The 12,845-nt window shown below is 70.5% G+C and carries 13 protein-coding genes; 2 read left to right on the top strand and 11 right to left on the bottom strand.

Annotation, left to right across the window (positions count from 1 at the left end):
• Positions 1-41: 41 nt before the first annotated feature.
• Positions 42-2,411 (bottom strand): excinuclease ABC subunit UvrA, encoded by a 2,370-nt coding sequence (locus AB0M27_RS05150; RefSeq protein ID WP_365718056.1) that lies wholly within the window; start codon positions 2,409-2,411, stop codon positions 42-44.
• 184 nt (positions 2,412-2,595) lie between these two features.
• Here AB0M27_RS05150 and AB0M27_RS05145 point away from each other — a divergent pair, with 184 nt between their 5' ends.
• Entirely contained in the window at positions 2,596-3,162 is a 567-nt protein-coding gene (locus tag AB0M27_RS05145) for a carboxymuconolactone decarboxylase family protein (protein WP_365718054.1), read from the top strand.
• The gene (locus tag AB0M27_RS05140) at positions 3,159-4,025 is read left to right on the top strand and encodes an RNA polymerase sigma-70 factor (protein ID WP_365718052.1); all 867 of its coding nucleotides are present in this window, start codon (positions 3,159-3,161) and stop codon (positions 4,023-4,025) included. The genes AB0M27_RS05145 and AB0M27_RS05140 overlap by 4 nt, the downstream gene beginning before the upstream one ends.
• 37 nt (positions 4,026-4,062) lie before the next feature.
• Here AB0M27_RS05140 and AB0M27_RS05135 read toward each other — a convergent pair whose 3' ends face one another.
• From AB0M27_RS05135 to AB0M27_RS05090, 10 genes are all read right to left on the bottom strand, one after another.
• Complete coding sequence (locus AB0M27_RS05135; RefSeq protein ID WP_365718050.1) at positions 4,063-4,944, bottom strand: GNAT family N-acetyltransferase; 882 nt, start codon at positions 4,942-4,944, stop codon at positions 4,063-4,065.
• A 607-nt stretch (positions 4,945-5,551) separates the two neighbouring features.
• On the bottom strand, positions 5,552-6,127 hold the full coding sequence (locus AB0M27_RS05130) for a hypothetical protein (RefSeq protein WP_365718048.1): 576 nt from the start codon (positions 6,125-6,127) through the stop codon (positions 5,552-5,554).
• Complete coding sequence (locus tag AB0M27_RS05125; protein WP_365718046.1) at positions 6,117-7,010, bottom strand: phytanoyl-CoA dioxygenase family protein; 894 nt, start codon at positions 7,008-7,010, stop codon at positions 6,117-6,119. Before AB0M27_RS05125 ends, AB0M27_RS05130 begins: the two co-directional genes overlap by 11 nt.
• Positions 7,011-7,068: 58 nt before the next feature.
• Positions 7,069-8,352 carry an MFS transporter gene (locus AB0M27_RS05120; protein WP_365718044.1) on the bottom strand — a complete coding sequence of 428 codons (1,284 nt, stop codon included), beginning with the start codon at positions 8,350-8,352 and terminating at the stop codon, positions 7,069-7,071.
• A 15-nt stretch (positions 8,353-8,367) separates the two neighbouring features.
• Entirely contained in the window at positions 8,368-9,927 is a 1,560-nt protein-coding gene (locus AB0M27_RS05115; RefSeq protein ID WP_365718042.1) for an amino acid adenylation domain-containing protein, read from the bottom strand.
• Positions 9,924-10,169, bottom strand: a complete 246-nt coding sequence (locus AB0M27_RS05110) for a phosphopantetheine-binding protein (protein WP_365718040.1) — start codon at positions 10,167-10,169, stop codon at positions 9,924-9,926. Before AB0M27_RS05110 ends, AB0M27_RS05115 begins: the two co-directional genes overlap by 4 nt.
• Complete coding sequence (locus AB0M27_RS05105) at positions 10,169-11,287, bottom strand: acyl-CoA dehydrogenase family protein (RefSeq protein WP_365718038.1); 1,119 nt, start codon at positions 11,285-11,287, stop codon at positions 10,169-10,171. The genes AB0M27_RS05110 and AB0M27_RS05105 overlap by 1 nt, the downstream gene beginning before the upstream one ends.
• Entirely contained in the window at positions 11,284-11,733 is a 450-nt protein-coding gene (locus AB0M27_RS05100) for a hypothetical protein (protein WP_365718036.1), read from the bottom strand. Before AB0M27_RS05100 ends, AB0M27_RS05105 begins: the two co-directional genes overlap by 4 nt.
• Positions 11,726-12,004 carry a hypothetical protein gene (locus AB0M27_RS05095; RefSeq protein WP_365718034.1) on the bottom strand — a complete coding sequence of 93 codons (279 nt, stop codon included), beginning with the start codon at positions 12,002-12,004 and terminating at the stop codon, positions 11,726-11,728. Before AB0M27_RS05095 ends, AB0M27_RS05100 begins: the two co-directional genes overlap by 8 nt.
• 32 nt (positions 12,005-12,036) lie before the next feature.
• A complete protein-coding gene (locus AB0M27_RS05090) occupies positions 12,037-12,813 on the bottom strand; it encodes a hypothetical protein (RefSeq protein WP_365718031.1) in 777 nt (258 codons plus the stop codon).
• Positions 12,814-12,845: the final 32 nt, after the last annotated feature.

Below are 12,845 nucleotides of genomic sequence, written 5' to 3'. Positions count from 1 at the left end.
GCCGCGAGGCTCAACGGCGCTTCACCGCCCGGCCCACCCCCTCACGCGCCGACATACTCCGCCAAGTGCTCGCCGGTGAGGGTGGCGCGGGTCTTCACCAGGTCCGCCGGGGTGCCCTCGAAGACCACGCGGCCTCCGTCGTGACCGGCGCCGGGGCCGAGGTCGACGATCCAGTCGGCGTGGGCCATGACCGCCTGGTGGTGTTCCACGACGATCACCGACTTGCCGGAGTCGACCAGGCGGTCCAGGAGGGCGAGGAGCTGTTCCACGTCGGCCAGGTGGAGGCCCGTCGTCGGCTCGTCCAGGATGTAGATCCCGCCCTTGTCGGCCATGTGCGTGGCCAGCTTCAGGCGCTGGCGTTCACCGCCGGAGAGGGTGGTGAGCGGCTGGCCGAGGGTGAGGTAGCCGAGGCCCACGTCGGACATGCGCTCCAGGATCTTGTGCGCGGACGGCGTGCGCGCCTCGCCCGTGGCGAAGAACTCGTCCGCCTCGGTCACCGACATCGCCAGCACCTCCGCGATGTCCCGCCCGCCGAAGGTGTACTCCAGGACCGAGGCCTGGAAGCGTTTGCCCTCGCACTCCTCGCACGTCGTGGCGACACCGGCCATCATCGCCAGGTCGGTGTAGACGACACCGGCGCCGTTGCAGGTGGGGCAGGCGCCCTCGGAGTTGGCGCTGAACAGCGCCGGCTTCACGCCGTTGGCCTTGGCGAAGGCCTTGCGGATCGGCTCCAGCAGCCCGGTGTAGGTCGCCGGGTTGCTGCGGCGCGAGCCGCGGATCGGGGTCTGGTCGACGGACACGACGTCCGCGCCCGACGGCATCGACCCGTGCACCAGCGAGCTCTTGCCGGACCCGGCCACGCCGGTGACGACGCAGAGGACGCCCAGCGGGACGTCGACGTCCACGTTCCGCAGGTTGTGCGTCGTCGCGCCCCTGATCTCCAACGCCCCCGTCGGCTTGCGCACGGTGTCCTTGACCGCCGCCCGGTCGTCCAGGTGCCGGCCGGTCAGGGTGCCGCTGGCCCGCAGGCCCGCCACGGTGCCCTCGAAGCAGACGGTGCCGCCCGCCGTACCGGCGCCGGGGCCGAGGTCGACGACATGGTCGGCGATCGCGATCGCCTCCGGCTTGTGCTCCACGACCAGCACGGTGTTGCCCTTGTCGCGCAGCCGCAGCAGCAGTTCGTTCATCCGCTGGATGTCGTGCGGGTGCAGGCCGATGGTGGGCTCGTCGAAGACGTACGTCACGTCGGTGAGGGAGGAGCCGAGGTGGCGGATCATCTTCACGCGCTGGGCCTCGCCGCCCGACAGCGTGCCCGCGGGCCGGTCGAGCGAGAGATAGCCGAGGCCGATCTCCACGAACGAGTCGAGGGAGTGCCGCAGGGAGGCCAGCAGCGGTGCCACCGTCGGCTCGTCGAGCCCCCGTACCCACGCGGCCAGGTCGCTGATCTGCATCGCGCACGCGTCGGCGATGCTCACGCCGTCGATCTTCGAGGACCGGGCCGCCGCGGTGAGCCGGGTGCCCTCGCACTCGGGGCAGACGGTGAAGGTGACCGCACGCTCCACGAAAGCCCGGATGTGCGGCTGCATGCCCTCCTTGTCCTTGGCGAGCATCGACTTCTGGATCCGCGGGATCAGACCCTCGTAGGTCATGTTGATGCCCGCGATCTTCATCCGGGTCGGCTCGCGGTGGAGGAAGTCGTGCAGCTCCCGCTTGGTGAACTTGCGGATCGGCTTGTCCGGGTCGTACAGGCCGGACTCGGTGTAGAGGCGGTAGTTCCAGCCGCCCGTCTTGTAGCCGGGGACGGTGAGCGCGCCCTCGTTGAGGGAGAGGGAGTCGTCGAAGAGCTGGGTGAGGTCGAGGTCGGTGACCGTGCCCCGGCCCTCGCAGCGCGGGCACATGCCGCCGGTGATGCTGAAACTGCGCCGCTCCTTCACCTGCTGTCCGCCGCGCTCCACGGTGACCGCGCCGGCACCGCTGATGGAGGCGACGTTGAAGGAGTACGCCTTGGGTGAGCCGATGTGCGGCCTGCCGAGCCGGCTGAACAGGATGCGCAGCATGGCGTTGGCGTCGGTGGCGGTGCCGACGGTGGAGCGGGGGTCGGCGCCCATCCGCTGCTGGTCGACGATGATCGCGGTGGTGAGCCCGTCGAGGACGTCGACCTCGGGGCGCGCGAGCGTCGGCATGAAGCCCTGTACGAACGCGCTGTAGGTCTCGTTGATCAGCCGCTGCGACTCCGCGGCGATCGTGTCGAACACCAGCGAGCTCTTGCCGGAGCCGGACACACCGGTGAACACGGTCAGCCGGCGCTTGGGGAGCTCCACGCTGACGTCCTTGAGGTTGTTCTCCCGGGCGCCGTGCACACGGATCAGGTCGTGGCTGTCGGCTGCGTGCGGTGCGGTGGCGTCGTCCATGGCGGTCACGGTAGCGGGGCCGGGCCGCCCGGCGCTTCTCGAATCCTGACGACAATCCCGACGGCCCGACGAGCCGGATGTCACGCCCGGGAGCCCGGCGGTGTCTTCATGGCGAACCGGTCGGCACATGGGTCGTACGACCGGTCGGCACATGAGTCGCATTGAGTCGTATGAGGAGGACACCATGACGCTCCGCGTCCCGAAGGCCGAGCTCGGCCCCGAGATCACCGAAGTCCTGATCGAGCAGTTCGGCACCGTGCTGGAACCCCTCCAGGCCACGTGGCACAACCCCAAGGTCGCCGAGGCGGGCCAGGAGATGGGGGCCCGGGTGAACGCGTGGGACGGGGCCGACGAGAACCTGAAGTCGTTCGCGCACATGGCCGTCGCCGCACTGGTCGGCTGCAGCTGGTGCCTCGACATCAACTACTTCCAGGCGCAGAACAAGAACCTGGACCTGACCAAGGCCAGCCAGGTGCCGCGCTGGCGGGAGTCGGACGTCTTCACCCCGCTGGAGCGGGACGTGATGGAGTACGCCGAGGCGATGTCGGCCACGCCGCCGACCGTCACCGACGAGCTGTCCGCGCGCCTGCTCGACCGGCTCGGCGCGGCGGCGCTGGTCGAGATCACCGCGTCGATCGCCTTCGCCAACTTCGCGACCAGGAACAACACGGCTCTCGGGGTCAGGTCCCAGGGCTTCTCGGACGCCTGCGAGATTCCCCTGGCCGCCCGTCCGGAGAAGCCGGTTTCATGACCGAGGATCCCTTCGTCACCCACCGCAGCCTGCTCTTCACGGTCGCCTACGAGATGCTCGGCTCGGCGGCCGACGCGGAGGACGTGCTGCAGGAGTCCTGGCTGCGGTGGGCCGGCGTCGAGCAGGACGGCGTGCGCGACCCGCGGGCGTACCTGGTCCGGATCGTCACCGGGCAGGCGCTCAACCGGCTGCGCACCCTGTCCCGCAGCCGCGAGGAGTACGTCGGCGAGTGGCTGCCGGAACCCCTGCTGACCAGCCCCGACGTTGCCGAGGACGTCGAACTCGCGGAGAGCGTGTCGATCGCGATGCTGACGGTCCTCGAAACCCTCGGGCCGACCGAGCGCGCGGTGTTCGTGCTGCGCGAGGTCTTCGAGCTGCCGTACCGGGAGATCGGCGAGGCGGTCGGGAAGACGGCGGCCGCGGTACGGCAGATCGCGCGGCGTGCCCGCGAGCACGTGGCGGCCCGGCGGCCGCGCGTGCGGGTGAGCCGCTCCGAGCAGCAGGCCGTGGTGGAACGGTTCCTGGCCGCACTGCGCACCGGGGAGCTGGGGGAGCTGCTGGAGATCCTGGCGCCGGACGTGGTCATGGTCACCGACGGGGGCGGGGTGGTGGCCGCCGCCGTACGGCCGTTCCACGGGGCCGGCGTGGTCGCGGACCTGTTCGCGCGCGCACACCGGCGGGTGGAGACCCTGGAGACGACGGCGGTGTGGCTCAACGGCGCCCCGGCCGGCCGTATCGACCTCGACGGCGAGCCGACCGCGGTGAGCCTCACGGTGGAGGACGGCCGGATCACCCGGATCCACGTGGTCCGCAACCCGCACAAGCTGACCCGCCTGAACGAGCCGGCCGAACTCGCCCGGTAGCTGTCCCTTGTCCGGCGCGATCCCCCGTCGTCAGTCCTCAACCGGCTTCCGGTGCGGCGCGCGAGAAGTCGTACACCGCCCAGTCGGTGAGCGTGCGATAGCCGAGGCGCTGGTAGAGGGCGTTGCTGGTGGGGTTGGACAGGTCCGCGAACAGCACGACGTCCCGCGCGCCCGCGGCCAGCGCGGCCCGGCTCACCTCCGCCGTCACGGCTCCCGCGTAGCCGCGACCGCGCAGGTGGGCCGGGGTGTAGACGATGTCCACCTGGATCTGGCCGCCGATCACCGGGTTCATGCCCGCGATGGAGACGGGGGTGCCGTCCGGGGTCTCCCAGAGCGTGTAGCGCTTGTCGGCGAAGCGGGTGCCGGCCCACGTGCCGGCGTCGATGGAGACGTCTTCTCCGACGGCCTTGGCGAACTCGCCGCACCAGAACATGACTTGCTCAAGGTCCTGCTCGCCCAGGACGCGGCCCCGGCCCGCCGGCAGTGGCTCCGGTGGGGTGAGCGTGCCGAGGCGGTACAGACGCCGCCGCGTGTCGCGGAGTTCCGGCGTCGCGCCGGTGTGCCGCTGCCAGGCCTCGGCGAAGGCGGTGGCCGTGCTGTGGTCCGCGCTGACGGAGGGGACGGAGTGCCCGAGGGCGGCCAGGCGGGCGGCGAGGGAGTCGGCCTGCTCGGGCGTGAGCGGGGAGAGGCCGAAACCACGGGGCGTAAGGCGGTAGAAGGTGGCGTGGACCTCGTCTGCTCGCTCCAGCACGCCGAAGACGGGGGCTTCGGTGCCGAACGCCTCCGCTCCACGCGCTCTCACTCTCTCGGCCCAGGTCAGCTGCATGACGTGCGGGCCGGGCCGAGAGCGCAGAAAGTCCCCGGCCCGGACGAGGAAGTCGTCGACGTCTTCGGTGAGGTACCAGTCATCCGGTCGCATGCTTCATGCTTCCCCGTGCTGTTGAAGCGCACAACGGTTTTCCGCCAGGGCGAGGAAGCAGACGGTGGGCCTCGGGACCGGGCCGGGTCCGCAGCTATACCGGGACCGGACACTCGCCCGGCATCGACCCGTTTGCCTCTGGGACTGAGCACGGTGGGTGTCGCAGTGATTCCCAGGCTGTCGGCGGGCCGGGGGCAGCCCTCCTGCGCCGTCGTCGTATCGGCCCGGCCCGTTGTGGTCCCACACGGTGTACGTGGACGGATCTGCTGGTCCCGGTCTCACGGGATGCCGGGCGGGACGGCCTGGACCTGTCCGAGGGCTGGGCGGACCGGTGGACTGCGACGGGGAAGTACGCCGGGGACGAGGTGACGGGTCCGGTTCGGCACCTGGGGGAGGTTCCGGTGGCGAGTCGTGGCCCGATGCGGGGTTTCACCTGGCGGCGGGAGCAGAGGCACCGGCCCGGCCTGAGTCCGCTGCCGGCCACCGGGCGGCTCCACGGTTTGAGAGCCTGGAAGAGGCCCAGCTGCTGGTCGCCATGGAACACGCCCAACAGGACACTGGTGCCGAGCCCGCCCCCGGACCAGGCGGGCTCGGTCGCTGGTTGCCTCTATGACCGTTCGAGTACCTGACGAAGCGAGAGGAAGGTTCTCATGCGGTCGGGCCGTGGTGTCTCGGAAACCGGCCGCAGATACCACCGGGCCTTCGGAGCTCCCTCGTGCCTGCCTTCGTCGGCGGCAGCGGCGATGTCGTCCTCGAACACCTCGGTGAAAGCGTAGTTGTTGGCCGCGTCGCCCAGGACGGGGCAGTGCTCCACGGCGAGGCTCAGACATGCGCGGTGAATCGCGGCGGACGTGATCACCGGCGATCCGTCCTCGGGTCTCTCCAGCGCCACCCAGGCGGTTGTGTCGAGGTCGTTTCCGCAGACCTGACAGCCCCACAGGCGGCGGCACAGCTCCGCCTTGACCCGCTCGACCTCCCGGAAGAGCGGTCCGCTGTCCCCCATGGGGGTGACCCAGGGAAAGGGCAGCCCGGCCACCACGGGGCGCGGTAGTCCGGCCGGGTTCTGGAACTCCGCCCCCTTGTAGCTCGGCGGGTGGACGTAGATGACGTCCTTCATGCGCTGGCCGTCATCCCGGTCACGCAGGTAGACGACCCTCTGGCCGGCGCGGGCTTCAGCGGGCAACGGTGCCCTCCTGCAGCCGCTCGATCATGCGCTCGGTCGTCGCGAGGGGCGCCTCCTGCGGCGAAGCCACTCCCACGGCGACGCCTGGCTGGTCGTTCCAGGTCTCGTGCCCCGCGAAGGGTATGGTCTCGTCCGGCGTGTACCGGGGCAGCTTCCGGTAGGTGTTCACGCCGTCGACGGGCTTGCCGCGGACCAGCACCGGGTCCAGGTAAAGGCCCTGGCTCTCGATGCGGGTGGACGCCGAGATGTATCCGATGTCGAGCCCGCAACGCCGCTTGGGCGACGTGTTCGCCTCCGAGCAGTGCAGGAGGTGCGGGTGGTGAATCGAGACGTCGCCGGGGTTCAACTCGATGTCGACGACGCCCTGTTCCGCGACCCACCGGGAGACCAGGTTGGTGTCGGCCTCCGAGAAAAGCATGTTGGGCTCGTCCGTGCGCAGGTTCGGCGGGTACAGCGGCAGCTTGTGGCTGCCGGGGATCATGCGCAGGCAACCGTTCTCAGTGGTGCTCTCGTCGATGGCCAGCCAGACCGTCAGTGCCCGCATCGGCGCCAGCTTCCAGTAGGCGCCATCCTGGTGCCACAGCACCGGCTGGCCGTCGTACGGCGGCTTGCAAATGTAGTGCGCGGTGAAACAGGCGAGGTCCGGGCCAAGGAAGTGCTCGCCGATGTCCACCAGCCGCGAGTCCGACACCAGCCGTACCCAAAAGGCATCGTTGCGGATCAGCGGGTGGTGGAAGTGCTCGGGGCGCAACTCCGGATACCTGGCGGTCAGCCACTCGACGTGGCTGCGCGCCTCTTCCAGCAGATCCTCGGGAATGACGTTGCGGATGATCGCGAAGCCGCGCTCCTCGTACTCGGCAGCGGCCTGCTCCAGTGGGGTCATGTGTGTCTCCGAAAGAACCGTTCGTCGTGTCTCTGGGGTGTCGAAAGGGGCGCGCCGGTCACACTTCCCACTCGGCCGGAAGCGTGCGGTGGCGGCGCAGGGGGGAGCACAGCAGTAGGACGAGGGGGAGGGCCATGACCAGCCCGCCGGCCCACAGGGCAGTACCGGTGGACCAGTGGCCGGCGATGAGACCGCCGACGAGCGCGCCGAGCGGGGTTGCTCCCTGAATGACGACGCTGTAGGCCGCCGTCACCCGGCCCATGTAGGCGTCAGGGGTCACGCGTGCGCGGAGACCGGCGGTGGAGACGGCCCTGCCGACGATGGCGATGCCGATGAGGACCTCCGCCACGGCAATGAGGGGTACTGCGGCCTGCCGGAACACTCCGGCCAGCGGCGCCGAGAGCACGGCGAACGGGGCCAGGCCGGAGAAGACCAGCGTCATGCGGATCTCGCCGAAGCGCCGGCGCAGCCGTGGCGCCAGCAGGGAGGCGGCGAAACCGGCCACGGCCCCGAGGGTGGACAGCAACCCGTACAGCCAGGTGGCTACCCCGATCTCCTTCAGGAGGAAGACCGGCAGCATCGACAGGAGGATGCCCGCGCCGATGTTGTTGAGGGCGGCCTGGTTGAGCAGCAGCCGCAACAGCGGCTGCTGGAACAGGACGCGTATCCCGTCCGCGATCTCCCGCCCGAACTTCTGCTCGGCGTCGGCCGGCCCGCGCGCGATGTCGCCCTGCGGGTGGATCCGCCGCAGCATCAGGAGCGACGCGAGGTGGCCGAGCGCGGCGAAGCAGTACAGGACCGGGGCCGCCACGCTCTGCGTCAGTACGCCCGCGACGCTGGGGGAGATGGCCTGGATGGCCGTCTCGGAGCTCTGCAGCCGGGCGTTGCCGTCCGCCACGCGCCGCCGGGGGAGCACGTAGGGCAGCACACTGCTGTGCGCCACGTCGAAGAAGACGCCCGCCAGGCTCACCACCAAGGCCACCGCGACGAGTTGGGCCACGGTGAGCACGCCCAGGAAGTAGGTGAGCGGCACGCTGGCGAAGGCGCCCGCGTACGCGATGTCGGCACAGATCAGCACGGGCTTCTTACGCCAGCGGTCGATCCACACCCCGGCCGGCAGCCCGATGGTGAGGAACCCGGCCCTGCTGCACATGAAGATCACGCTCATCGTCAGCGGCCGTGCATGCAGCAGGAGCAGGGCGGTGACCGGCAGGGCGAACGAGGCCACCTCGGCGGCCGCGTACCGGAATCCGTTCGCCGCCCACAGCCGCCTGAAATCAGGGACCTTGAGGACTTCGAGGGACTCGTCGGGGGCGACGTCGGCCGATGAGGAAAGCGACACGAGAACGGCCTTTCTTCAGTGGACGATCGTCAGCCCGAGGCCGTCGCCGAGGGCCGGTTTGGCGGCGAGCTCGGCGAGCGCCTTGCGATCGACCTTGCCGTTGGCGTTCCTCGGCAGCTCGCCGGCAGCCAGGACGATGCGCTGCGGGATCATGTAGTGCGGCAGCCGGTCCCGCAGCAGCTGGGGCAGCGCCTTGACGTCGTCGACGCCGTCCGCGCTCACAAATGCCGTGATCACCGTGGAGAAGAGTGCGTCCGGGGTGGCCACGACCACGCATTCGTGGATGCCGTTGAGGGCGTGCAGATGCCGTTCGATCTCGCCCAGTTCGACCCGGAACCCACGCGACTTGACCTGGGCGTCCCGGCGGCCGATGAACTCAAGCTCACCCGCCGCGTTCTCCCGGACCATGTCCCCGGTCGCGTACCACTGCCGGCCGTCCGCGGTGCGCACGAAGGCGCGGGCCGTCTGCTCGGGGTCCAGGTAGCCCTCCATCAGCATGCTGCCGCGGACCAGCAGCTGACCCGGGCGGCCGGGCCGCACCGGTTCCAGTTCCTCGTCCACCACGACGACCTCGGCACCGGGCAGCACCCGGCCGACGGGGATGACCGCGTCGAGCGGCTGCGGCCCCCGGATCTCGTGGAAGGTGCATACGTTGCTCTCCGTCGGTCCGTACACGTTGAGCAGCCGTATCCCGGGTACGGCTGCGAACAGGGTGTTCACGTCACCCGGCGGCAGCACCTCGCCGCCCACTACGGCGGCGCGCAGCGGCTCGAGCTGCGGCAGCAGGTCACTGCCCCGGCGGGCAAGCCAGACCAGGGTCGAGGTCACGGCGTACCAGACGGTGCCGCCAACCTGACGGCAGAAGTCGATGTAGGCGGCGGGGAAGGGCGCCGCCGAGGCGGGCATCAGCGCTACGGCGGCACCGACCCGCGCGGCACCGAACAGGTGCAGCGTGGTGGGGTCGAAGTGCAGGGGTGCCGAGTTGACGATGACGTCCTGCTCGGTGAGCCGCAGCTCGGCCACGGACCAGTCGACGAAGGCCGAGGCGCTCGCATGCGTGTGCACCACTCCCTTGGGGTGGCCAGTGCTCCCGGAGGTGTGGAACACGTAGGCGAGATCTGGTAATGGCGCGCGCGGGACGGCCGCCGGTATCGCGTACCACAGCGGGGCGTCCGCCGGGGATGCGGTGGGCAGCGTCTGCCAGGCGAGTTCGGGGGCCACCGTGTGCCACTGGTCGCGGGCCGGGGTGTCCGTCACGATGACGCGGGGCCGGCTGCGGTCGATGATGAGCCGGGCGCGGGCGATCGGGCCGTCTGGGTCGACGGGCACATACCCCGCCCCGGAGCGGAGGATGCCGTGCACGGCCGCCACTGCGAGGCGGGACTTCGCGCCGTGCCAGGCGACGCAGTCTCCGGGCCGGACGCCCGCCGCGCGCAGCGCCTGGGCGATCCGCTCAGCCATACCGTCCAGCCGGGTGTAGCTGAGCGTGCCGGTGCCGTCGATGACGGCGGTGCGGGCGCCGTGGCGGGCAGCGGTCGTGCGCAGGTCGTCCACCAGTGATCGGCTGGAAGTCATGAGTGCCCCTTGGACTTCAGGAACGCCCGGATGGCGAGCGGGGTCTCGAAATGGGCGGGGAGGATCTCCGAGTCGCGTACGGTGACCGAGAACTCCTTCTCCAGCAGCGCCACCAGGCTCAACAGCGACAGGGAGTCGATGATGCGGTGGGCGATGAGCTGGGTGTCCTCGCTCACCTCGGCGCCCGGCGCCACCTCCCGGACCGCGGCCAGCACGGTCCGCAGCGCGGAGTCTTCTGCCATCACAAACCCAGCCCTTCCGCGATGATCTTCATCTGCATGTCCGAGGTCCCGGAGTAGTACCTGCTGGCCACTGCGTCGGCCAGCAGGGCGGTCGCCCCCGTCTCCGGTAGCAGTGCGTAGCCGCCGTACACGTCCGGAAGTTCCTGGCAGAACCGGTTGAACTCGGTGCTGACGTGAAGTTTCGTCAGCGAGGAGCGGCCGTGGTCGAGGGCATCCGTGTCCGCGCGGCGGGCCGTGGCGTGGAGCAGCTCGCGTGCGCTGGTCAGGCTCACGTGCATGCGGACAAGGCGCCGGCGGATCGTGTCGTAGGAGGCGAGGGGATGCCCGAACTGGCCGCGGGCCCGGGCGTGTTCCACAGCTTGGCGCAGTGCTCGGGCCATCAGCCCCAGCGCCGGGGCGAGGATGAACGCCCGCTCGTGACGCATGGCGTGCATGAGGACGGCGAACCCGCCGCCGGGGCCGCCGAGCAGATCGGTGTCGTCGAGCACACAGTTGTCGAGGTGCAGGGAGCCCAGGTCCGCACCCGCCAGCCCGGTCTTGTCGATGACCGTGCCGATGTGCAGGCCAGGGGTGCCCCGGGAGACGAGGAACGCGGTGAGCCCGGACAGGGCGCTTCCCTCGGCGGTGCGGGCGAGAATGAGGAAGACGTCGGCGGTCGGCCCGTTGGTGACGAAGGTCTTGGCGCCGTTCAGCCGCCAGCGTCCCTCGCCGTCGCGGTCGGCGCTGGTGCGCAGGGAGAGCAGATCGGAGCCGGAGTCGTACTCGGTGGCCGCGAAGGCGCCGACCGCGGTGCCCGCGAGGAGCGGGGTCAGGTACCGGTCGTGTTGGCCCTTGCTGCCGAATTCGAGCAGCGGCTCCTGGCAGGCCCACATCTGTGCGGCCATGGCGAAGGGCGGACCGCTCAGACCGCTCTCCTCGGCGAACGCCTCCAGTGCCAGGCACGCGGCCTCGTAGCCGGCGCCGCTGCCGCCCGCGGGCTCGGGGACGGCCAGGGACAGCAGTCCCTGGGCCGCCGCCGTGCGCCAGATGCCGTCGTCCTCCCGGCACTTGGCCGCCCAGGACCGCAGCCCGGCCAGCCAGCCGGCGAACTCCTCCGGAGGGGAAGCGCGGTGCGTCACTGCAGCTCACCCCCCTCCCGGACCGGCCACCGGAACACGTGGTGGGACTCGGACAGCCCGAAGGTGTCGAAGGTGGACGGGCGCTGGCCGAGCGAGGCCAGCGCCAGCAGCTCCAGGTCGGTGCCCACGCCGAGGCTTGTCGCCAGCCAGTCGAAGATGTCCTCGGCGACGCCGGTGCCCCGGACATTCGGCCGGAGCTTGATCTCGTGGAGCATCAGCCGGCTCTTTCCCCCGGGCCGCAGCCGGCCGAGCGAGGTGAGGGCGAAGGCCGCGACGACCCGCCCCTCCGACTCGGCGACGTAGTGCGTGGTGCCGGGTGCTATGGCGCGGTCCGTCACCCGGTGGACGAACTCCTCGACGTCACCGCCCCCGTAGAGCTCGCGGATGGCCCCGGCGTCGGCCGCTGTCGCCGCACGGATGGTCCGTCGGTGTACCGGGCTAGCCACCGGCCACCGCCGACATGATCATCACGGTGGTCCGGGGCGTGACGACGACGTCCAGCGAACTGAGGTCGCGGATGTTGTCCTCACCGAGGTAGACGCTCACGAAGGGGAGGAAGCCCCCGGAGCCGTCCGCCAGGCGCTGTCGCAGCGCCGGATGACGTTCGTACACCCTGTCGATGACCTCGCGGAACGTGCCGACGGGCACCTGGAACTTGGTCTCACCGCCGGCGAACCGGGCGAGGGGTGTGGACAGGACGATCTCGACCTCGGACACAGCGTCCTCCTTCCTGTGCTGCTCGGTTGCGCTCATTCGGCGGTGCTCACCGCCGCGGCGTCGCGGTGTGCCCGGTGGGCCTCCCAGATCTGGATGGCCCGCTGGAGCTGGGAGTCGTAGTCGGTGTCCCGGATGAAGCCGTGGCCCCGGCCGTCCCGGAGCATGACGGCCCGGGCGCTCGGGTGGCCGCCGAGGCCGGCCATGATGGGCCGCAGGTGGTGCAGCGCGAAGTAGGAGTCCTTTTCCGACACCAGGGCGTGGAGGTAGCGGCCGGCCCCGGGCGAGGACCAGTCGGAGATGATGTCAGTCGTCTTCTGCGGTGCGGCCATGCCGGGGAGGTGGGTGAAGGGCACCGCCTCGCGCTCCCACTGGGGCAGGATCGTCGGGTCGTCGTGCGGGGAGATGACGAACGCGAGGTCGTCGCCGCCCGCCCGCATGCAGTGCTTGAGCGCCGCATAGCCGCCCGACGACAGGCCGTGCCAGACGGTTCCGCGCAGCCCGTGGCGTTCCAGCAGGGTGGCACGAAGGTCGTACATCCGTGGCGCGAACTCCTCCTCGCCCAGCAGGAACCAGCCGCAGCACGAGTCCTGGGTGTGCAGGTGGATCGGGTCGGAGAAGGACAGACACACGGACCGCTCCGCCTGCTTCCACTGCTTGCGCGCGAAGACCGGCGGCACGTGCTTCTCGATGCGGCTGAACCCGTGGAAGAGGATGTGCAGGTAGGGGCTCTCGACGACGTCGGGGACGGTCACCTCGTACTCGAGGACGTATCCCTCCGGGTGCCGGAACCGGTCCCGCTGAATCTTCACTGGAAACCTCGCAATGGCTGGTCCTGAGCATC

The sequence above is a fragment of the Streptomyces sp. NPDC052107 genome (assembly GCF_040680215.1).
Lineage (GTDB): Bacteria > Actinomycetota > Actinomycetes > Streptomycetales > Streptomycetaceae > Streptomyces.
Note: the sequence above shows the minus strand (reverse complement) of the source record. Positions and strands in the feature narration are given on the sequence as shown.